The organism is Arthrobacter sp. TE12231 (assembly GCF_054062895.1).
In genome coordinates this window covers 3648770-3670527 of record NZ_JBSSFS010000001.1, presented here as the reverse complement: position 1 = coordinate 3670527, position 21758 = coordinate 3648770, and the positions used below count along the sequence as shown (strand labels likewise).

The following is a 21758-nucleotide window of genomic DNA, read 5'->3' as shown; positions in this document are numbered from 1 at the left end:
TCCAGTTAACATTCACTAACTAATGTTCCCGGCGGGCCGCTGCTGCAGGCGGCGCCCGCGTCGAGGCTTCGCGGCCGGGGTTCGGTTCCACATCAAGGAGGATGCATGGACATCAAGGGTACTGTCGCGCTGATTACGGGCGGGGCCTCCGGTCTCGGAGCTGCCACGGCCCGGCGCCTGTTCGACGCCGGCGCATCGGTGGTGCTCGTGGATCTGCCGGGCTCCGCCGGGGCCGCGTTTGCCGCCGAACTCACCGCTTCCGCTCACCGTGGCACGTCCACTGGCGGCGCTGAGGCACGCGGCCGCACGGCCGTCTTTGTCCCCGCCGACGTTACCGACGAAACGCAGGTGCAGGCCGCCGTCGACGCCGCCGTCGCCCTGGGCCCGCTGCGCATCACGGTGAACTGCGCGGGAATCGCCACCCCGGGCAAGGTCCTGGGCCGCGAGGGCGTGCTGCCCCTGGAGACCTTCAACCGCGTCATCCAGATCAACCTCGTGGGCACCTTCAACGTGATCCGCCTGGCCGCGGCCGCGATGGCCGCCACCGAGCCTGTCAGCACGGAACTGGGCGGTCCCGAACGCGGCGTCATCATCAACACCGCCTCCGTCGCCGCGTTCGACGGCCAGATCGGCCAGCCCGCCTACGCCGCCTCCAAGGGCGCCGTGGCCGCCATGACGCTGCCGATCGCCCGCGAACTCGCGCGCTCGCTCATCCGGGTGGTCACCATCGCGCCGGGGATCTTCGAGACCCCCATGATGGCCGGACTGCCGCAGGAGGCGCAGGACTCCCTGGGCCAGCAGGTGCCGCACCCCTCGCGGCTGGGCCGTCCAGCCGAATACGCCAACCTCGCAGCGCACATTGTGGACAACGCCATGCTCAACGGTGAGACCATCCGCCTCGACGGCGCCATCCGGATGGGCCCGAAATGACCCGGACCGGGCCGGCCGCCGGGGCAGCACCGGCTGCGGCAGTGGCATCTGTGGCGGGGTTGCCCGCGGCGGACTTCTTCGACTACGAATCCCTGCTCAGCACCGCGGAGCAGGCCAAACTGGCGCAGCTGCGGGAGTTCCTGGCGGCCGAGGTCGCCCCGTTCGCCACGGACTGGTGGAACAAGGCCGAGTTCCCGGCCCATATCCTGCCCAAGCTGGCGGCCCTGGAGCTTAGCGCCCCCGCCCAGCGCGGCTACAGCAACCTGTTCGCCGGGATCGTCATCGCCGAGATGACCCGCGTGGACACCTCGCTCGCGACCTTCTTCCTGGTCCATCATGACCTCTTCGTGGAGTCGCTCTTCGGCTTCGGCTCGGACGAACAGAAGGCGCGCCTGCTCGACGACGCGGCGAACCTGCGCACGACGGGTGCCTTTGCGCTCACCGAACCGGACCACGGTTCGGACGTCGCTGGCGGCATGGAGACCCGGGCCCGGCGGATTCCCGGCGTCGAGGCCGGCGGCGGCGACGTCTGGGTGCTCAACGGCGCCAAGCGCTGGATCGGCAACGGGACGTTCTGCGACTACATGCTGGTCTGGGCCCGGGACGAGGCCGACGGCGGCATCCGGGGCTTCATCGTCGACGCCACCCTGCCCGGCGTGAGCCGGAGCCGGATCGAGAACAAGATCGCCCTGCGCACCGTGCAGAACGCGGATATCGTCTTCACCGACGTCCGCGTGGCCGAGGCGGACCGCTTCGCCGGCATCAGCAGCTTCGAGGACACCAACGAGCTCCTGCGCGGTTCCCGGATCATGGTGGCCTGGCAGGCGGTAGGGCAGCAGCTTGCGGCGTTCGACGTCGCCCGGCAGTACGCCGTCGAACGCCAGCAGTTCGGCCGGCCGCTTGCGAAGTTCCAGCTGGTCCAGCAGCAGCTGGTGACCATGCTCGGCAATGCCGTGGCCAGCATGGGCATGATGGTCCGGATCGCACAGCTGCAGGACCAGGGTGCCGCGGACATGCCGCAGGTGGCGCTCGCGAAGTCCTACGTCAGCGCCCGGATGCGCGAGACCGTGGCGATGGGCCGGTCCCTGCTGGGCGGCAACGGGATCGTCACCGACTACCGGATGGCCAAGATCTTCTCCGACGCCGAGGCGATCTACACCTACGAGGGCTCGTTCGAGATCAACACACTGATTACGGGGCGGGCCATCACCGGGGTGTCCGCGATCGTCTAAAAGACCGTTTAGAAGAGTCCGGGCTCCTTCTCGCCGGCCTCGATCCGGTAGTCCAGGCTGTTGTTCTTCACCGGCATGGGGCACGTGCCGTACGGGGTGAAGGCGCTGGGGTAGTTGATGGCCCGGTTGAAGTCCAGGATCACCGTTCCATCTGGCCGGGGTTTTGCGGTGGAGACCTTGCGCCACTCGTCCGTTGATTCCCCGTTGGTTTCGTCGTGGAACGTCACGGTCAGGGCGCCGAGCTTCTCCTCCTCCGCCTGCAGGCGGAACTCGTGTTCCGAGCCCGGAAGGCGGAAGACGAGCTCGCCGACCGAGCGGTGGATCCCGTCCACCAGCGGGTTGGCGGTGCCGATCGGCACGTCCACGGGCTCCGGATAGGGCACGAACCGGGCCTCGATCACCAGGTCCGGACGGAAGTCGAAGGTGGGCACGCCGTCGAACCCGGTGAACACCGGTGACTGGGAGTCTCTCGTGCGGATGGCGTACTTGCCGGCCCGCATGGCGAGTTCCACCACTACCTGACGGCCGTCGTCGCCGCCGTACTGCACCCACATCAACGATTCCTCGTCGGCGAGTTCGGCACTGACGGTCCCGTCCACGGGTTCGCCGGTCTCCACGAGGGTCAGGCCCTCGGGCGCGGCGGCGGTGAGGCGGGCCGCCCTGCCGTCCGTGGACCAGAGCCCCGGGGCGAGCTCGACGGCGGACGGACGGTCCTCCAGCCACTGAAAGGACGTCAGCGTCAGCCAGCCGTGCTCACTCACGAGGGCCGCGTTGCGGCTGTTCCGGAAGCGCTGCCAGCGGGCGAGCTGGGGATCCTTCGCTGGATCAGTTGCGGGCATGGAATCAGGTGTGGGCTTCGAACGAGTCCCTGGTTCAGGAGTGATCATGGGCACTTCCAGAGGTATCGGCACAACTAGCACGCATCAGGGGTCGCTTTGACGCCTCAAAACGGCCACTGCTGCGAGTCAGTTGGGGGTGGGTGGAGTTTCGAGGCTGGCTGCCACGAGCTGGGCCGCCGCGGCGCCGGCCGCGGCGGCCGCATCAGGGTCGCCGTCGAGCACCCCGCTGGCCAGCCCGCCGTCGAGCAGCAGGGTCAGGCCGCGGGCCAGCTGGTCCGGGTCGTGCGCGCCAGCGCGCACGGCCAGATCCCTGATCCAGGCGCGGATCTGCTGTTTGTGGGCCACGGTCCGGTCGTGGACCCTGGTGCCGGAGGCCGACTCGGCGGCCGCATTGATGAAGGCGCAGCCGCGGTAGCCGTCGCGCCGGCAGGCCGTGGTCAGGGCATCGAACAGGCCCACGAGCTGCGCGGCGGGGTCTTCCCCGGCGGCTTCGGCTGCGGCGTGAAGCTGCCCGGTCCAGACGCCGTCGACCCTCTCCAGATACGCCAGGATGAGGTCGTCCTTGGCCGGAAAGTACTTGTAGAACGTGGCTTTGGCGACGCCGGACTCGGCGATGATCGTATCGATGCCGGCGGCCCGGAGTCCCTGCGCATAAAAGAGGCGGAAGGCCGTGGCCAGGATCTTCTCCCGGGCCTGCCCGGCGGGGGTCCGGGCAGCCGGCGGGGCGGTGGCTGCTGGCGACGTCATGTCACAATCGTACACAGACAAGTCTGTCTATGCCCGGCTCGTCCTTTATGTAGCATCCAGCCTGCCCCGTGTTGTCGCCAGCCTATGGGCGTGCGGCCAGGCCCTGCACGAGCAGCCGCCAGACCTCGTGCAGCTCCGAGCCGACGGCCGGATCCGCCCATTCCGCCGCGTGCAGCGGGTGGTGGAACCGTGCGGTCGCGTGCAGGACGGCACGGCCGGCCGTGACCGGATCCGTCACCACAAACTCGCCGCTGCTGACGCCGTCGGCAATGATCTCAGTGATCATGGCGGCCAGATGGTCGACGTGGGCCGCCACGACTTCCCGCGCCTCGGCGGTCAGCTGGCTGAAGGTGGCAAACAGCTCGGGATCATTTAGTGCCAAGCCCTGTTTGATGGCCGCGAGGCGTTCCAGCCAGCGGAGCAGGCGTTCCGCGGCCGGGCCGTTCGTATCCCGGGCAGGATCCAGCGGCTCCACGAGACGGTCCAGCCAGCGCCGGGCCACCGCGTCCCGCAGCGCCACCTTCGTGGGGAAGTGCCGGTACACGGTGCCGTGGCTGACGCCGAGGGCCTTCGCAACGTCCACCACTGTGGCCTTGGCCGGCCCGAAGCGCCGCAGCACATCTTCGGCGGCGTCGAGGATGCGCTCCTCCGTCAGGACGGCGACGGCAGGCGTCACCGGCGTTCGCTGTCGAGCCAGGCCATCTGGCCGGCGTCGTAGCGGGTGCCCGCGGCGGCGCCGGCCGGGACGGCGGCCTCGATCGCTGCCAGGTCTTCGCCGGAGAGGACCAGGTCGGCCGCTCCCAGCGATTCGGTGAGCCGATCGCGACGGCGGGCGCCGACGAGGGGGACGATGTCCTCGCCGCGGGACAGGACCCAAGCAATGGCGAGCTGGGCGACGGTCGCGCCCTTGCGGTCCGCGATGCCGCGCAGCCGTTCGACGAGTTCGAGATTTCGCTGCAGGTTCTCGCCGGAGAATCGGGGGAGGTGGGCCCGGAAATCGCGCCGGTTTCCGGTGCCGGCCGCGGGCCAGTGACCCGATACCAAGCCGCGGGACAGTACGCCGTAGGCGGTGATGCCGATACCGAGTTCGCGGGCCGTCGGCAGGATGTCCTGTTCGATGCCGCGGGAAATCAGGGAGTATTCGATCTGGAGATCGGAGACCGGGTGGACGGCGTTGGCGCGGCGCAGGGTTTCGGCGCCCACTTCGGACAGGCCGATATGGCGGATGAGGCCCTGCTTCACGAGTCCGGCCAGGGCCCCCATGGTCTCTTCCACCGGGACGGTCGGATCGAGGCGGGTGGGCCGGTAAATGTCAACGTAGTCTGTACCCAATCGCCGCAGGCTGTAGGCCAGGAAGTTCTTGATCGCGGCGGGGCGGGTGTCCACGCCGTTCCATCCGCCCCGGGCGTCGCGCAGTGCGCCGAATTTCACGCTAATCAGGGCGTCCTCGCGCCGGCGGCCGCGGAGCGCATCACGCAGCAGCATTTCGTTGTGTCCCATGCCGTAGAAGTCCCCGGTGTCCAGCAGCGTCACGCCGGCGTCGAGGGCGGCATGGATCGTGGCGACGCTCTCGGCGTCGTCTGCCGGTCCATAAAGATCGGACATGCCCATCAGTCCGAGGCCGATGGGAGCCGTGGCGGGGCCCCTGGAGCCCAGGGTGCGGGTGGGGCCGAGGGGAGAAGTAGTCATGGAGAGAGACTACCGCGGACAGCTGACATATTTCAATATTTGTCAGTCGATCGATTCCCGGCGCCCAAGGTGCCCTTTTTTATTGCCGTAGACAGGTCTGTCTGATAGCGTCTTGCCCACACGTAGACGAACCTGTCTACTCCACTGATTCAGAATGAGGATGCCATGAAGATTGCAGTACTGGGAACCGGCATGGTGGGGCGCACGATTGCCGGCGCACTCGCAGGCCTGGGGCACGACGTCGTGATCGGCACCCGCGACCCGCAGGCGACACTTGCCCGGACCGAGCCGGACATGATGGGCACACCGCCGTTCGCCCAATGGCACGCCGCGAACTCCGGAGTCGGCGTCGCCGCGTTTGCCGACGCCGCGGCCGGGGCCGAACTGGTCGTCAACGCCACGAACGGAGGCGGTTCCCTGGCAGCCCTGACCGCTGCGGGCTCCGGGAACCTCGCCGGCAAGGTCATCATGGACATCGCCAACCCGCTGGACTTTTCGCAGGGCATGCCGCCGTCCTTGAACCCGGTGAACACGGACAGCCTGGGCGAGCAGATCCAGCGGACCTTCCCCGAGGCCAAGGTGGTCAAGACGCTGAACACCATGACGGCCTCGGTGATGGTGGATCCCGCGCGGGTGGCCGGCGGCGAGCACTCGGTGTTCGTCTCCGGCAACGACGCCGACGCCAAAGCCGCAGTGACCGGGATCCTCAAGAGTCTCGGCCACCGCGACGTGATCGACCTCGGCGACATCACCAGTGCCCGCGGGGCGGAAATGATCCTGCCGATCTGGCTGCGGATCTGGGGCGCGCTGGGCACGGGCGAGTTCAACTTCAAGATCGCGCGGTAGGTCCCGGAGGGGACTGACACTATCTGAGACGGAATTCCGGACGGGAGTGCCTCCGGGTAACATCCCATGGGAAGAAGTAATCCGGCTCACAGTATCCAGCGCAGTGTACGAGCCACGTCGAACCCTCGAAAGATAGTTTCCATGGCTGACACTGCAATGCATTCCGACACCGATCTTGCGGCCGAACTCCGGGCCGACGTCCGCCGCGTTTCCACCCTTCTCGGCGAATCCCTGGTCCGCCAGCACGGGCCCGAGCTCCTGGACCTCGTCGAGCAGGTGCGCCTGCTGACCAAGGAATCCAAGGAGGCCGCCCGGGGCGGGGCCGACGCCACCGGGCCGTGGAGCTCGTACGACGTCGTCGCCCAGGTCCGCGAACTGCTCGGCTCCCTGCCGCTCGAGCAGGCCACCGACCTGGTCCGCGCCTTCGCGTTCTACTTCCACCTGGCGAACGCCGCCGAGCAGGTCCACCGGGTCCGCGGGCTGCGCAGCCGGCAGGAAAAGGACGGCTGGCTCGCCAAAGCCGTCGTTGAGATCGCGGACCAGGCCGGCAGTTCCGTGCTGCAGGAAGTCGTCAACGAACTCGACGTCCGCCCCATCTTCACAGCGCACCCCACCGAGGCCTCCCGCCGCTCGGTGCTGGACAAGATCCGCCGGCTCTCGGACATCCTTGCCGAATCGACGGCGGAGGGCACGTCCGCGCGCCGACGCCAGGACCGTCACCTGTCCGAAGTGATCGACCAGATGTGGCAGACCGACGAACTCCGCCAGGTCCGGCCGACCCCCGTCGATGAAGCCCGGAACGCCATCTACTACCTCACCGGCATCCTCAGCGACGCCATGCCGGAAATGCTCTCGGACCTGTCCGAGCTGCTCGCCGAGCACGGCGTCACGCTGCCGACGCAGAAGGCGCCGATCCGCTTCGGCTCCTGGATCGGCGGCGACCGCGACGGCAACCCCAACGTCACCGCCGCGGTCACCCGCGAGATCCTCCAGATCCAGAACCAGCACGCCGTGCGGATCAGCATCGGCCTGATCGACGGGCTGATCTCCATCCTGTCCAACTCGACCGCGCTGGCCGGGGCGGACCAGGAACTCCTGGACTCGATCGACGTCGACCTCAAGAACCTGCCCGGCCTGGACCGCCGTGTCCTCGAGCTCAACGCGCAGGAGCCGTACCGGCTGAAGCTGACCTGCATCAAGGCCAAGCTGATCAACACCGGCCGTCGGGTCGCCGCCGGATCCGCGCACGAGCCCGGCCGCGACTACGTCGCCACCGCCGAGCTCCTCGCCGAACTCGGCCTGCTGGAACGCTCGCTGCGGAACCACCACGCCGCGCTTGCCGCCGACGGCGCCCTGTCCCGGGTCCGCCGCGCCATCGCCTCCTTCGGCCTGCACCTGGCCACCCTCGACATCCGCGAACACGCCGACCACCACCATGACGCCGTCGGGCAGCTGATGGACCGCCTCGGCGGCCCGGGTGTCCGGTACGCGGAGCTCAGCCGTGCCGAGCGGCTTGAGGTCCTGGGCTCCGAACTCGCGTCCCGGCGCCCGCTCTCGGGCCACCCGATCAAGCTGGACGGCGTCGCCGACGGCACGTACGACGTCTTCCGGGAGATCCGGCGCGCCCTGCGCACCTACGGCCCCGACGTGATCGAGACCTACATCATCTCCATGACCCGCGGCGCGGACGACGTCCTGGCCGCGGCCGTTCTGGCCCGCGAGGCCGGCCTGGTCAGCCTCTTCGGCGAGGCGCCGTACGCCAAGATCGGCTTCGCCCCGCTGCTGGAGACCGTGGAGGAGCTGCGCGCCTCGGCCGAGATCGTGGACCGGCTGCTCTCGGATTCGTCCTACCGCGAGCTGGTCCGGCTGCGCGGCGATGTGCAGGAAATCATGCTCGGCTATTCGGACTCCAACAAGGAATCCGGCGTCATGACGAGCCAGTGGGAAATCTACAAGACCCAGCGCAAGCTCCGGGACGTGGCGGCGAAGCACGGCGTCCGGGTGCGCCTCTTCCACGGCCGCGGCGGCTCCGTGGGCCGCGGCGGCGGGCCGACCTACGACGCCATCATGGCCCAGCCCAACGGTGTGCTCGAAGGGGAGATCAAGTTCACCGAGCAGGGCGAGGTCATCTCGGACAAGTACTCCCTGCCGGAACTGGCCCGCGAAAACCTGGAACTCTCCCTCGCCGCGGTGATGCAGGGCTCGGCGCTGCACCGTGCGCCGCGGACCTCCGAGGACCAGCGCGTGCGCTACGGCCACGTCATGGAAACCGTCTCCGACGCCGCGTTTGCCCGCTACCGCACGCTGATTGACGACCCCGACCTGCCCGCGTACTTCATGGCTTCCACCCCGGTGGAGCAGCTGGGGTCGCTGAACATCGGATCCCGCCCGTCCAAGCGGCCCGATTCCGGCGCCGGCCTTGAGGGCCTGCGGGCCATTCCGTGGGTCTTCGGCTGGACGCAGTCACGGCAGATCGTCCCGGGCTGGTTCGGCGTCGGCTCCGGCCTCAAAGCCGCGCGGGAGGCCGGAAACTCGGCCCAGCTCAAGGAGATGATCGAGGGCTGGCACTTCTTCCGCTCCGTGCTTTCCAATGTTGAGATGACCCTGGCCAAGACGGACATGGACATTGCCGGCTACTACGTCTCCACCCTGGTGCCGGAGGAACTGCACCACCTGTTCCACACCATCCGGGCAGAGTATGAGCTGACCGTGGCGGAAATTCAGAACCTCACCGGCGAGCACGTGATCCTCGACGCCCAGCCCACCCTCAAGCGCTCACTGGAGATCCGGGACCAGTACCTCGATCCGATCAGCTACCTGCAGGTGGAACTCCTGCGCCGCGTCCGGGCCGAGGCCGGGGCGAGCATCTCCGGCGCCGAGATCGACGAGCGACTCCAGCGCGCCATGCTGATCACCGTCAACGGCGTCGCCGCCGGGCTACGCAACACGGGCTAACCGGCCCCCGTTTCGATCCTCCCTCAGGATCTGCGGGAGGATCGGAGGGCCGATAGGGTTGTTTCATGCCGTCGTTCCAGACCAGACTGAAGATCACCGGACTCAAGCCGGGCAACCACCCGGAAGCGGTCATGGCCGCGGCTGTCGAGGCGCTCGGGACGCGGCACCACGTCGAATCCCACCAGCTTGATCTCGCCGGCGGCGTGCCGCAGCTGAACCTGCGCTTCCTCGTCGACGCCACCGCGTACAGCACCGAGAACAGCCAGGCGCTCGAATCGGCCGCCATGATGCGCGACGCCGTCGAACGCGTTGCGCTCACCGGTGCGCTGACGGTGCTTCGGCGCAGCCGAGGCCGCTGGGCGCCAGTCTAGAAAGTTCGGGCGTCTAGAAGTCGAGTTCCTCGTCCGGGTCGCCGGGGGCGGGCGCGACGGGGGACCGGCTGCCCCGCCGCCGCGTCACGATCACGCCCACGATCGCGCCGATCAGCAGCCCGACGCCCACACCGATCAGGGAGCTCGCCCAGAAGGGGAGCCGGGTGGCCGAACCTGTGAAATAGCCCAGCGCCACGGACCAGCTGGCCCAGAGCAGGCCGCCGAGGGCCGCGCAGAGGCTGAACCCGCGCGTCGAAACGTTCGCGATGCCTGCCGCAGCCGTCGTGGCGAGCCGTCCGCCGGGGATGAAACGGAGGCCGATGATCGCGCCATACGTGGAGGACCGGCCTGCCTTCGCAATCGCCGAGTGCACAGCCGCGTGGAACTGCAGGCCCCATTTCCAGCGGTCAAGCACGTGGCTGAGCCGCCGCTTGAACAGTTGGAACACCAGCAGATCCCCCAGCCAGGAGGACACGGCGGCGAAGAGCACTACGAGGAAGCCGTTGACGTGGCCCTCCGCGGAGAGCGCGCCGCCGGTGATGACGAGCATTTCTGAGGGGATGGGCGGAAAGATGGCATCGCCGATCACGAAGGGGAAGATCCAGAAATAGATCGCGGCGCCCCAGCTGTCCGCATTTCCGAAGTCCATGGGCACAAGGTACCGCACTTCCAGCCTGCTATCGGGCTTCGCTCAGGTTCAGGCCGCTGCGGTATTCCACCGGGATCCCCGAGATGGGGTCGATGAAACGGATTCCGCGGGCCAGGAGCTGTAGCGGCTTGGTGTAATCGTCCGGGGCTTTGTCCAGCAGTTCCGGGTAGAACGCATCGTTGACGATCCCCAGCCCGAGGGAGGCCATGTGCACGCGGAGCTGATGGGTTTTCCCCGAGTGCGGCTCCAGCCGGTACAGCGCCCGGCGTCCGGGGCCGCCGTCGTTACTGCCTAGTGGGCCGCCGTCGGTCTCGCGTGAAACATGCGCGTTGGCGTCCGTTGCGCCGGTGGCGTCAAATGTCCGCAGCCGCTCGATCCGGGTTTCCGCGTTGGGTTCGCCGTCAATGACCTCGGCGAGCAGGTAGCTGCGGGACTTGGTCATCCGGTTGCGCACCACCACGGGGAAGTCGACCGCGGGGTGGCCCGGGGCCGGTTCGGCGGCGGACACGCACTCGTATTCCTTCTGGACCTGGCGCTTTTCGAACAACACTTGGTACTTGCCCCGGGTCTCGGGGTTCGTGGACAGCAGCAGGATGCCGGCCGTCATACGGTCCAGGCGGTGCATCGGGATGAGGTCCGGCAGGCCGAGCTGGTTCCGGAGCCGGACCAGGGCTGACTCCTGGATGTACGTCCCGCCGGGGGTGGTGGGCAGGAAGTGCGGCTTGTCCACGACCAGCAGGTGATCGTCCTGGTGCAGGATGGTCAGCTCCACGGGGATCCGCGTCTCCGGCGGCAGGGTGCGGTAGTACCAGATGAAGGTGTGGTCCTGCAGCGGCGTGGCGCGGTCCAGCGCCACCCCGGCCTCGCCAACGATCTCGCCGGCGTCGAACCGGTCCTCTATGCCCTGCGGATCAATGTGCCCCCAGCGGTGCATCATGTAATCCAGCGCCGTCTCCCAGGGCCCCTCGTCCGGCAGGCGCAGGCGCGTTGCATTGACGCCGTCGCGCACGGGGAGGGGGGATTGCATCACGGGTCTATTCTACGTGTGCGCCTCTTGCCCACCGTCCCGCCCCTGCCCGCCCGCCCCTGCCCCGCCCCTGCGCCCCGCACTGCCCCTGCCCCGCCTCTGCGCCCAGTTCGCCGGACGGGTGCGAATTCGCCGGAAGCTTACGGCGAACTGGTACGTCTCCGGCGAACTCGCGAAACCGGGCCTGCCGTCCGCCGGCCCGCCGACCAGAAAAAAGTTCTTGACAAATAAAATTGTCGGCGAGCAGACTTGAAGCATGTTGGATATCGAAGTGATCGAGGATCCGGCCGCTGCGGAGGCCTCCCTGGACCCGATCCGCACCCGGATCCTGCGCGAGCTGGCCGAGCCCGGATCGGCAAAGCAGCTCGCCGCGAAGGTGGGCCTGCCGCGGCAGAAGGTGAACTACCACCTCAAAGCCCTCGAACGGCACGGGCTCGTCGAGCTCGTCGAGGAGCGGCGGCGAGGCAACGTCACCGAACGCATCCTGCAGGCGACGGCGGCGTCGTACCTGATTTCGCCGGCGGCGCTGGCTTCCGTGGCGCCGGACCCGCACCGTTTCTCGGACCGCTTCTCGGCCTTCTGGCTGCTGGCGCTTGCCGCACGCATGGTCCAGGAGATGGGCCAGCTGATCGCCGGTGCGGCCGCGGCCAAACAGAAACTTGCCACCTTCGCGATCGACGGCGAGATCACTTTCCGCTCGGCGGCGGACCGGGCGGCCTTTGCCGAGGAGCTCGGCGTCGCCGTGACCCGACTCGTGGACAAATACCACGACGCCGGAAGGGGACCCGCAGCGGGTTCCCCGGCGGCGGGACGCAGGCACCGGCTCGTCGTCGCGCTCCACCCGGCCCTCAAAGCGCCGGCAGCCAACCCGGCGCCCGCCGATTCACACGCCACAGACGGACAAACTACAGACCCGCAAGCTAAGGAGCAGGACAATGACTGACAAGCGTGAATTTGAGATCGTCTACGACACCGAGCTCCCCGGCACCCCGGAGCGGGTGTGGGAGGCCGTCACCAAGGACACCCCGGCCTGGATGTTCCCCACGGACCAGTGGCCGGCGGTCCGGACCGTGGATGAGTACCCGGCACACCTCGTGTCCCGGATGGACGGTCCGGATGGCTGGTTCAACCAGCTCGAGCACGTCCTGGAACCGCTCGACGGCGGCCGCGCCCGGCTGCACTACGTGCACAGTGGCATTTTCGCGGACAACTGGGATGAGCAGTACGACGGCGCCAGCAAGCACACCGCGTTTTATCTGCACACTTTGGGTCAGTACCTGAAGTACTTCGACGGCAAGCCCGTGGTCTTCACTGACATCCAGGCGCCGGACGCATCGCAGACCCCGGACGGCTTCGACCGGCTCAAGAAGGCCCTTGGCGTTGGCGCTGCGGCCCAGGGGGACACGGTCCAGCTGGATCTCGACGGCGTTGGCCCGCTCACCGGCGAAGTGGACTTCGCCAACGAGAACTTCCTTGGGCTGCGGACCGCGGATACGATGTACCGCTTCTTCGGGCGCAACGCCTTCGGGGCGCCGGTGGGCATGACCGTGCACGACTTCAGCGGCGCCGGGGACTCCGCGGCGACGGAGAAGGCCTGGGCCGGGTTCCTGGCGAAGGTGTATGCGTAGGGCCGCGACACGCATCCCGCGTGGCGAGGCGCACTCCACCTGGTGACGCGCATCCCGGCCGGCGACGCGCAAATGCCTTGTCGACACCCGGAATCGGGCGTCGACAAGGCATTTGCGCGGCGTAGGAAAGCGCAGGCCGCGCCGGGTCGTTAGCGCAGCGTAGGAAAGTGTGGGCGTCGCCGGGTCGTTTGCGCAGCGTAGGAAAAGGTGGGCCGCGCCGGGTCGTTAGCGCAGCGCAGGAAAGTGTGGTGTCGCCAGGTGTCGTTCCCCGCCACGGCTGCGCTCAGGCGATGGCGACAGCTGGCGGTCCCGTCAGGTCCCGGCGGCCGGCGAGCTCTCTTCGCAGTTGCGGCGATGCCTCGAGCCGGTCCTGCGCGGCCCGTAAGGCCAGGACCGCCGTTTTCAGTTGGTCCGGGGGCAGGGTGAACGGCAGCCGCAGGTATTGCTCGAACGCGCCGCCGACGCCGAAACGGGGTCCGGCGGCGAGCCGGATTCCGACGTCGGGAGCCACCACCGCGAGGGCGGTGCTGATCGGCGCCGGGAGACGGCACCAGAGGGACAGGCCGCCGTCGGGCCGTTCCGGCTCCCAGCCCGGCAGGTGCTCGCGCACCAGTTCCAGCAGGGTGTCCCGGTTCTCGCGCAGCGCGGCGAGCCGGGCCGGGAGCGGCTCGGCGATGGCGTTGACCAGATGCGCCGCGGCAAGCTGTTCCACCACGGGGCCGCCGAGGTCCAGGGTGGTGCGGGCGGCGGCGAAGCGCTGGATGAGGGGTTCGCTGGCCCGGATCCAGCCGGTCCGCAGCCCCGCCCAGTGCGACTTGCTGAGGGAGCCGAGGGAGACCACCGCGGGGCTGAACGCGGCCACCGGAGTGGAGTGTGCGTCGTCGAGATTCAGCTCCCGCAAGGTCTCGTCCACCACCAGCACGGTGCCCGACGCGGCGGCAGCCTTCACGAGGCGGCGCCGCTGGGAATCGGGCATCAGCCGCCCGGTGGGGTTGTGGAAGTCCGGCACCACATAGGCCATCGCGGGCCGCTGCTGCAGTAGCGCTGATTCCATGGCCTCGAAGTCCCAGCCGCCAGCGCCGTGGTGAGGAACGCCGTGGTGGCCAATTCCGTGGTGGCTAGCGCCGTTGCCCGCCGTGCCGGTCTGGCCTGTGCCGGTGTGGCCCGTGCCCGTCGGCCCTGGGGCGGGCATGGCCACGGGAACCGGGCGGCAGCCCGCGGCCCGGATGGCGTCGAGGGCATTGGGGTAGCTCGGATGTTCCACGAGCACCTTGGTGCCCGAGCGGCCGGCCAGGGTGCGGAGCACAATGTTCAGGGCATGCTGTGCGCCCGAGGTGACCAGGATCTGCCCGGCCGTGGTGGGAACACCCGCGGCGGTGTACCGCGCTGCGATAGCTTCGCGGAGCGGGCCCACGCCCAGGGCGTCGTAGCCGAAGCCCGGCAGCAGTGCCGGCAGCTCCGTCAGCGCCGCGGCAAAGGCCCGGTGCACCACTTCGCCGCTGGCGGGCAGGGACGCGTAGGCCAGGTCCAGGATTCCGTCCGGCACCGCCAGGCCGGGAGCGCCGCTGAGCCGCAGGGCGCCATCGGGGCCGCCGGCATGCGCGGGCCCCTGGCTCGGGATGCAGCTGCGGCTACGGCTGCCCTGACCGCTGCTGAGGAAGCCCTGCTCGCGCAGCAGAGCGTACGCCGCAGTTACCGTCGTGCGGCTGATTCCAAGGCTTACGGCCAGGGAGCGCTCGCTCGGCAGGGCGACATCCAGGGCAATGCGCCCGTCGAGGATGAGCAGGCGGACGACGTCGGCCAGCTCGCGGTAGGCGGGGGCGGCACCAACGTTCCACTCGCCCAGCTGGCGGGCCAGTGATCCGGGCGTCAGAGAGATCGGCATGTAGCCAGTATTTCAAACTGGCTATGGATTACAAGGCCAGTTTTCCTGGAGGATGGACTCCATGTTGACCCGCAGACTCCTCCAGCTCCTGATCGGCCTCGCCATGTACGGCGTTTCGCTCGCAATGTTCATCCGGGCCGGCCTGGGACTGGATCCCTGGGACGTCTTCCACCAGGGACTCGCTGTCAAGACCGGGCTGAGCATCGGCACGGTGGTGGTGATCGTCAGCTTCCTCGTCCTGCTCTTTTGGATTCCGCTCCGGCAGTGGCCCGGCGTCGGCACTCTGTGCAACGCCGTGCTGGTGGGTGTGTTCGCGGACGTCGGACTGGCCCTCATCCCGAAGTTCTCGCACCTTGGCGGCCAGATCGGAATGCTCGCGGGGGCCATCGTGCTCAACGGCATCGCCTCTGCCTGCTACATCGGCGCCCGCCTCGGACCCGGGGCCCGGGACGGACTCATGACGGGACTCGCCCGGCGCACGGGCTGGTCGGTGCGGGCCTCCCGCACCGGGATCGAAGTGGTGGTCCTCGGGGCCGGCTGGCTGCTGGGCGGTTCTGTTGGTGTGGGCACGGTGCTGTACGCGCTGGCGATCGGCCCGCTGGTGCAGTTGTTGCTGCCGCGGTTCACCGTGCCGGAAGCGAAGCGGCCCGAGATCCCGGTGGCGGAGGCCGACCCCGCCGTCGCGGCTTCTTGAGCGCGACTTCTTGACCGCGACTTCTTGACCGCGGCTTCCTGACCTCCGAATCCTGAGCGGTCCATCCGGTACCCGCATCTTGACGACGGGGGAAATCCCTGCCGACGCGCAGATTTCCCCTCGACGCGGGAATCCAGGTGTCCTCAGGTAAAGAGCGCCGCGCAGACGCTATTCCGCGTCACGAGTCCGATCACGCCGCGCAGGGGTCGCTACGCAGGGGTCCCTACGACCGGGGGCTACGCCGGTCCCGTTGCGGGGGCCGGCAGCGGCTGGCACGTGGGGCAATAGTAGATGTCCCGCTCCTCCGTGAGCGTGCCGGTGCCGGTCTCCTTGCCAAGGACTCCGCGGCGGATCGGGGAACCGCATTTGAGGCACGGCTGGTGCTCGCGCCGGTAAACCCAGTAGCCGGGGCGTCCGGCCGTGCGGCCCACCGGGACGCCCCGCGCATTCAGCACGGTCGTCCGGCGGCCCGGGCCGAGATTGGCCGCCAGCAGTCCCTGGGCCTCCGTGATCATGGCGGCGAGATCCGGCACCGCGGACACGGGCGCCGCCGGATGGACGCCCGAGAGGAAGCAGGCCTCGCACCGGTAGATGTTCCCGATCCCTGCCAGCTTGCTCTGGTCCAGCAGGGCGACCCCGATGGGGACATCGGGGTCCGCGCGCAGCCGGCGTTCGGCCTCGGCCGCGTCCCAGCCCGGGCCCAGCAGATCCGGGCCCAGGTGCCCCACGATCGAGTCCTCCTGGTCGGTGCGGACCACCTCAAGAATGCCGAGGGAGAACCCGACGGCGTCTGCTGTGGCGGTGCGCAGCACACACCGGGCCGTGAAGCCGGGCTTCCGCCAGCGACCTCCGGACGGGTAGACCTGCCAGCTGCCCTCCATCTTCAGGTGCGAGTGGATGGTGAGCCGGTCCTTCGGCGTCGGCCCCTGCACCCGCATCAACAGGTGCTTGCCGCGGGGCACCACCTCGTCCACGGTCCAGCCGCCGAGCTTCAGGGTGGCGAAGCGCGGGACGCGGAAGTCGGACGAAACCAGTTCCTTGCCGGCCAGGGCGGCATGCAGCTGCGCCGCGGCGCGGAAGACGGAATCGCCCTCAGGCACGGATCCTCAGTCCCTTCGGGGTGGAGTAGGCCCCGGCCTGGGCGAGGGCGGCGGCCACCGGGGTGTCGAGGATGCCGTGGCCGTTGACTTTCTCCATGATCAACTTGTCCACTGCGCCGCGGGTCACCACTCCCACCAGGGCCGTGCCCGCCGCGGCCAGGACCTCGGCGTCGTCGCTGAAGGCGAGCAGGGTCTTGCCGCCGCGTTCGACGTAGAGGGCCAAGGCGCCGTCGACCAGAACCACAAGGGCGCCGGCTTTCCGGCCGGGGCGGTGGCCTGTGCCGGCGTCGACGTTAAGCGCAGGCCACGGCAGCGCGGCGCCGTACGGGTTGGCGGGGTCGGTGGCGGCGAGGGCGAGCGCCACCGGTTCGGCCTTGTGCAGCTGGGCGTCCTCGACGTAGGACCGCAGCCGGTCCACCGTGGCCGGCACGGCGAACTGCGCGGCGCCGAGGTGCTCGATGAAGTAGCCGCGGCGGCACCGGCCGGCCTCCTCGAGCCGTGCCAGCACCTTGTACATAAGGCCAAAGCCGCCGAGGATGTTTTCTGCCATGACGGAGCCGCGGGTGACCACGCCGTAGCGGTCCAGAAGGAGTTCCGCGGTGGCCCGGGCGTGGATGGTGGCATCGAGTTCCGGGGATGGCAGGGCGGACCATCGTCCGGCGGCGAGCGGGGGCGCGGGCGCGGTGCCGGTCACCGAGCCGTACCTGCCGCCGGTGAGCCCCGGCGATCCGAGCAGGCCGGTGCCGTGCGCACGCCCGAGGCGGCTGAGCCGCGGCGCGCGAGCCCGCGGGGCGCGCCCCACCTGCCGGTGCGCGGTGTGCCCGCCGGCGATGAGGGCCCGGACGGGGGCAAAGGTGTCGCCCGTGATCCGGCCCGCCCAGGCGAGATCCCACAGCGCGGCCACCACGTCCTGGTCGCTCAGAACGGTGTCCATGCCGCCGGCAACGTCGGTCAGCTGCCGGAAGAAATAGCCGCCGCCGTTGGTCTGCAGGTGCTCCAGGAGCCGCCGCTGGGCGTCGCCGGGTTCGAAATCGACGGCGGGATTCAGCGTCAGTTCGGCCGAATCGGCGAGGTGGAGGCTGATCCAGCCGTCGTTGCCCGGCAGCGAGCCGGCCCCGGACCAGAGGACCTCGCCGGCGGCCATGAGTTCGTCCAGCATGGCGGGCTGGTAATTGGAGACGCGGCTGGCCAGCACCAGCGGCTCCCAGGCGGAGGCCGGAATGGGCACGCCGGAGAGCTGGTCGACGGCCGTGATGATGCCGTCGAGGCCGCGCAGCGCGGACTGCCCGCGGCCGCCGGGTGTTCGCACGTTTTGCCAGGCGGGAAGGAACCGGCCGTACGCCGTGGCGTCCACGGGCTCCACTTCGGCCCGGAGCGCGGCGAGCGAACGACGGCGCAGCTTGCGGAGGACCTCCGCGTCGCACCACTCGCTCACTCCCGCCAAAGGCGGAACGACAGGCGCAACGGCAGTCGGGGCCGTGGCCGCCGCGTCCTCGGATTCCGCGGTGCCGGGTGCGGTGCTGGCTGCCGTAGTGTCCGCCGTGACTGCGGGCGCCGGTGCGTGCGGGCGGAACTCGCCTTCCACCACGCGGCCGTCCGCGGCGAGCCGCTTCAGCGCGGTGCCGACGACGGCGACGCCGAGGCCCAGCCGCGCCGCGGCCTCGGCGGCGGTGAAGGGCCCGTGCGTGCGGGCGTAGCGCGAGACGAGGTCGCCGAGCGGGTCCGCGACCGGTTCAATGAACGCCAGCGGCACGCCCATGGGCAGCGGCACGCCGAGGGCATCGCGGAGCCGGGCGGCGTCTTCGACCGCCGCAAAGCGTTCGACGCCGGCGATGTTGACCTTGATCGCCCGGTTGGCCCGCTGCAGCGCGGTCAGGTGGGCCGCGGCGACGTGGACCCCGGTGACGGCGTCGCCCGCCACAGGAGTCTTGGCAGACGCTGGAGCAGGCTCCCGCGCCGGGGCAACCTCGGCGCTCGCCAGTGCCAGGGTTCCGGCGGGTTCAATGCCCGCGGTTGGTGCCGCCACCGATTCCAGGCGGGCGGCAACCTCGTCCGGAGTGAGCGGGCCCAGGAGGCGCAGGAGGTCCGCGACGCCCTCCAGCCCGCGCGCCCGGCGGTCCGGAGCGAGCCGCTGCAGCTCACGTTCCGTGGCGTCGATGACCTTCGCGTCGAGGAGTTCGCGCAGCTCCACCCGGCCCAGGAGCTCGTTGAGCAAGGTGGAATCGAGCGCCAGGGCCGCGGCGCGGCGCTCCGCCAGTGGTGAATCCCCTTCGTAGAGGAACTGGGCCACGTAACCGAAGAGCAAGGACTTCGCGAACGGTGAGGGCTGTTGGGTGGTGGTCTGCACGATCCTGAGCTCGCGGCGTTCCACCGAGGCGGCGATGTCCTTGAGCGCCGGAAGGTCGTAGACATCCTGCAGGCACTCGCGCACCGTCTCCAGGACGATCGGGAACGTCGGGTACTTCCGCGCCACATCGAGCAACTGCGCGGAGCGCTGCCGCTGCTGCCACAGCGGCTGCCGTTTGCCGGGGTTCTGCCGCGGCAGGAGCAGGGCGCGGGCGGCGCACTCGCGGAAGCGGGAGGCGAAGAGGGCACTGCCGCCGACCTCCGCCGTCACGATCTGTTCCAGCTCCTCGGGATCGAAGAGGAAAAGCTCCGCACCCGGCGGCTCGTCTTCCATCATGGGCACCCGCAGCACGATGCCGTCGTCGGCGGCCATCGCCGAGCCGTCCATCCCGTAGCGCTGGTGCAGGCGCTGGCCCACGGCCAGGGCCCACGGCGCATGCACCGGCAGGCCGAAGGGGCTGTGCAGCACCACGCGCCAGTCCCCGAGCTCGTCGTGGAAGCGTTCCACCACAAGGGTGGTATCACTGGGGACCACCTCGGTGGCGAGCCGTTGTTCGGCGAGGTACTGGATCAGGTTGTTCGCCGCGTAGTCGTCCAGCCCGCTGGCCTTGCATCGCTCGGTGGCTGGTCCGACGTCGGACGCTGAGAGTTCGCGCATGAACGCGCCGAGGGCGCGACCCAGGTCCACGGGCCGGCCCAGCGAATCGCCCTTCCAGAACGGCAGCTTGCCCGGCTGACCGAACGCCGGCGAGACCAGGACGCGGTCGTGCGTGATGTCCTCGATCTTCCAGCTGGTGGCGCCAAGGGCGAAGATATCGCCCACCCGCGATTCATAGACCATTTCCTCGTCGAGTTCGCCCACCCGGCGCCCGCCCTTGGCCGCCGCCGTGGCAGGGCTGGCTGCCCTGCCGTCCGCACTGGCACCGCCGGCGGAACCGCCGGTCCCCTCGACCTCGGTGCCGATGATGTAGACGCCGAACAGCCCGCGGTCCGGGATGGTTCCGCCGGAGGTGACGGCGAGCCGCTGCGCCCCGGGACGGCCCTCGATGGTCCCGGCGTTCCGGTCCCAGATGACCCGCGGCCGCAGCTCCGCGAATTCGTCCGAGGGGTAGCGTCCGGCGAGCAGGTCCAAGGTGGCCTCGAACGCGGACCGGGGGAGCGAGGCGAAGGGCGCCGATCGCCGGACCGTGGCGAACCATTCCTCGACGTCGATGGCGCCCAGCGCGGCGGCGGCGACCGTCTGCTGCGCAAGGATGTCCAGCGGATTGGCCGGCACGCTGAGCCGCTCGATCTTGCCGTCGAGCATCCGTTCCACGGTGATGGCCGTGTGGACGAGATCGGCCCGGTGCTTGGGGAACAGGACGCCCTGGGAAATTTCGCCCACCTGGTGGCCGGCGCGGCCCACCCGCTGCAGGCCGCTGGCCACCGAGGGCGGCGACTCGACCTGCACCACGAGGTCCACAGCACCCATGTCGATGCCCAGTTCCAGGGAGGACGTGGCCACGACGCAGCGCAGCCGCCCGGACTTGAGATCGTCCTCGATCAGGGCCCGCTGATCCTTGGAGACGGAGCCGTGGTGGGCGCGGGCCAGCACGGGATCGGCGCCCGCGGTGCTGCCGGCCTGGGCCATCATGTGCGCCGGCGTGGCGGTGGAGGTGGGCAGCGCCGAGGCGCCGCCGGACTGCACGGCGATCGGCACAGCATTCGGTCCGGCTTCGAAGTCCGGCGCGTCTGCGCCAAACTCGGTCCAGCCGCCGCCAGCTGCCATGAGCTGGCGTTCGGCGTAGATCTCGTTGAGCCGGGCGGTAAGCCGTTCGGCGAGGCGGCGGGAGTTCGCGAACACGATGGTGGACTGGTTGGCCAGCACCAGGTCCACGATCTTTTCCTCCACATGCGGCCAGATGGACGCCTGTGGCTGGAGACCGGAGGCAGGACCGGAATCGAAAGCCCCCGCGGCGCCCTGGAGATCGGACATGTCCTCAACCGGGACAGAAACGGTCAGGTCCCAGTTCTTCCGCGACGGAGGAGCCACAATTTCCACCGGTGCCGACCCGGCGAGGAACTGCGCCACCAGCTCTTTGGGTTCCACGGTGGCCGACAGCCCGATCCGCTGGGCGGGCTTGGGCAGCAGCGCGTCGAGCCGTTCCAGCGACACCGCCAGATGTGCTCCGCGCTTGGTGCCGGCGACGGCGTGAACCTCGTCGATGATGATCGTGTCCACCTCGCTGAGGGTTTCCCTCGCCTTGGACGTCAGCATCAAGAAGAGGGATTCCGGGGTAGTGATGAGGATGTCCGGCGGGTGGCTGAGCAACGAGCGGCGGTCGGCCGCCGTCGTATCCCCGGACCGGACGCCCACGGTGATGAGCGGGGTGGGGAGGTCCAGGCGTTTGGCGGTCTGCGTGATGCCGATCAGCGGCGCGCGAAGGTTGCGTTCGACGTCGACGCCGAGGGCCTTGAGCGGGGAAATGTACAGTACGCGGGTCTTCCGCGGGACCGTTTTCCGGCGGCCGCCCTTGGCCGTCGTGTCCAGGCCGGGCAGGGCTTCGGGCTCGGCCGGGGCGGAGGCGATCAGCCGGTCCAGCGCCCAGAGGAACGCAGCGAGCGTCTTGCCGGAGCCGGTGGGAGCGACAACGAGGGCATGCGAGCCGGAGGAGATGGCATTCCAGGCGCCGTTCTGGGCCGGGGTGGGCCCGGAAAAGGCGCCCAGGAACCAGTCCCGGGTCGGCCGGCTGAACCGGTCCATGGCGTCGGCCGCAAGTGTGCCGCCGGCGAGCTCCTGCCCCTTCATTCCTCCATCATGCCCTACCCGGCCGACACTAT

17 protein-coding genes are annotated in these 21758 nt (G+C 69.5%); 8 read left to right on the top strand and 9 right to left on the bottom strand.

Annotated features, from left to right (window positions below; genetic code table 11):
* Positions 1-105: 105 nt before the first annotated feature.
* Positions 106-930, top strand: a complete 825-nt coding sequence (locus tag ACVWYS_RS16395) for an SDR family NAD(P)-dependent oxidoreductase (RefSeq protein WP_344362833.1) — start codon at positions 106-108, stop codon at positions 928-930.
* Positions 927-2162 carry an acyl-CoA dehydrogenase family protein gene (locus tag ACVWYS_RS16390; protein WP_456507569.1) on the top strand — a complete coding sequence of 412 codons (1236 nt, stop codon included), beginning with the start codon at positions 927-929 and terminating at the stop codon, positions 2160-2162. Before ACVWYS_RS16395 ends, ACVWYS_RS16390 begins: the two co-directional genes overlap by 4 nt.
* Positions 2163-2170: 8 nt before the next feature.
* Here ACVWYS_RS16390 and ACVWYS_RS16385 read toward each other — a convergent pair whose 3' ends face one another.
* The 4 genes from ACVWYS_RS16385 to ACVWYS_RS16370 form a co-directional block, all read right to left on the bottom strand.
* Positions 2171-3001, bottom strand: a complete 831-nt coding sequence (locus ACVWYS_RS16385) for a DUF1684 domain-containing protein (protein ID WP_456507568.1) — start codon at positions 2999-3001, stop codon at positions 2171-2173.
* A 126-nt stretch (positions 3002-3127) separates the two neighbouring features.
* Positions 3128-3748, bottom strand: a complete 621-nt coding sequence (locus tag ACVWYS_RS16380) for a TetR/AcrR family transcriptional regulator (RefSeq protein WP_116767095.1) — start codon at positions 3746-3748, stop codon at positions 3128-3130.
* An 82-nt stretch (positions 3749-3830) separates the two neighbouring features.
* Positions 3831-4424 carry a TetR family transcriptional regulator gene (locus ACVWYS_RS16375; RefSeq protein WP_456507567.1) on the bottom strand — a complete coding sequence of 198 codons (594 nt, stop codon included), beginning with the start codon at positions 4422-4424 and terminating at the stop codon, positions 3831-3833.
* Entirely contained in the window at positions 4421-5437 is a 1017-nt protein-coding gene (locus ACVWYS_RS16370; RefSeq protein ID WP_116767093.1) for an aldo/keto reductase, read from the bottom strand. Before ACVWYS_RS16370 ends, ACVWYS_RS16375 begins: the two co-directional genes overlap by 4 nt.
* Positions 5438-5602: 165 nt before the next feature.
* Here ACVWYS_RS16370 and ACVWYS_RS16365 point away from each other — a divergent pair, with 165 nt between their 5' ends.
* The 3 genes from ACVWYS_RS16365 (at position 5603) to ACVWYS_RS16355 (ending at position 9609) form a co-directional block, all read left to right on the top strand.
* Entirely contained in the window at positions 5603-6283 is a 681-nt protein-coding gene (locus tag ACVWYS_RS16365; RefSeq protein ID WP_456507566.1) for an NADPH-dependent F420 reductase, read from the top strand.
* A 141-nt stretch (positions 6284-6424) separates the two neighbouring features.
* Positions 6425-9238, top strand: coding sequence for a phosphoenolpyruvate carboxylase (gene ppc / locus ACVWYS_RS16360; protein WP_344362851.1), 2814 nt, complete (start codon positions 6425-6427; stop codon positions 9236-9238).
* A 65-nt stretch (positions 9239-9303) separates the two neighbouring features.
* Positions 9304-9609, top strand: a complete 306-nt coding sequence (locus ACVWYS_RS16355; protein WP_116767090.1) for a hypothetical protein — start codon at positions 9304-9306, stop codon at positions 9607-9609.
* A 13-nt stretch (positions 9610-9622) separates the two neighbouring features.
* Here the strand turns inward: ACVWYS_RS16355 and ACVWYS_RS16350 are convergent, their stop codons facing one another.
* Both ACVWYS_RS16350 and ACVWYS_RS16345 read right to left on the bottom strand, forming a co-directional pair.
* Positions 9623-10258, bottom strand: coding sequence for a DedA family protein (locus ACVWYS_RS16350; RefSeq protein WP_116767089.1), 636 nt, complete (start codon positions 10256-10258; stop codon positions 9623-9625).
* 28 nt (positions 10259-10286) lie between these two features.
* Positions 10287-11285, bottom strand: a complete 999-nt coding sequence (locus ACVWYS_RS16345; RefSeq protein ID WP_116767088.1) for an RluA family pseudouridine synthase — start codon at positions 11283-11285, stop codon at positions 10287-10289.
* A 256-nt stretch (positions 11286-11541) separates the two neighbouring features.
* Between ACVWYS_RS16345 and ACVWYS_RS16340 the strand changes: the two genes are divergently transcribed.
* On the top strand, positions 11542-12228 hold the full coding sequence (locus ACVWYS_RS16340; RefSeq protein WP_456510075.1) for a helix-turn-helix domain-containing protein: 687 nt from the start codon (positions 11542-11544) through the stop codon (positions 12226-12228).
* Positions 12221-12913 carry an SRPBCC family protein gene (locus ACVWYS_RS16335; protein WP_456507564.1) on the top strand — a complete coding sequence of 231 codons (693 nt, stop codon included), beginning with the start codon at positions 12221-12223 and terminating at the stop codon, positions 12911-12913. Before ACVWYS_RS16340 ends, ACVWYS_RS16335 begins: the two co-directional genes overlap by 8 nt.
* Positions 12914-13196: 283 nt before the next feature.
* On the opposite strand, the gene yczR is transcribed toward ACVWYS_RS16335, so the two are convergent.
* Entirely contained in the window at positions 13197-14798 is a 1602-nt protein-coding gene (gene yczR / locus ACVWYS_RS16330) for a MocR-like transcription factor YczR (RefSeq protein WP_456507563.1), read from the bottom strand.
* A gap of 61 nt (positions 14799-14859) precedes the next feature.
* On the opposite strand from yczR, the gene yczE reads away from it, so the two are divergent.
* A complete protein-coding gene (gene yczE, locus ACVWYS_RS16325) occupies positions 14860-15492 on the top strand; it encodes a membrane protein YczE (protein ID WP_456507562.1) in 633 nt (210 codons plus the stop codon).
* Positions 15493-15728: 236 nt separating this feature from the next.
* Here yczE and ACVWYS_RS16320 read toward each other — a convergent pair whose 3' ends face one another.
* Both ACVWYS_RS16320 and ACVWYS_RS16315 read right to left on the bottom strand, forming a co-directional pair.
* The gene (locus tag ACVWYS_RS16320; protein WP_456507561.1) at positions 15729-16592 is read right to left on the bottom strand and encodes a DNA-formamidopyrimidine glycosylase family protein; all 864 of its coding nucleotides are present in this window, start codon (positions 16590-16592) and stop codon (positions 15729-15731) included.
* Entirely contained in the window at positions 16585-21726 is a 5142-nt protein-coding gene (locus tag ACVWYS_RS16315) for an Lhr family ATP-dependent helicase (protein WP_456507560.1), read from the bottom strand. The genes ACVWYS_RS16320 and ACVWYS_RS16315 overlap by 8 nt, the downstream gene beginning before the upstream one ends.
* Positions 21727-21758 lie beyond the last annotated feature (32 nt).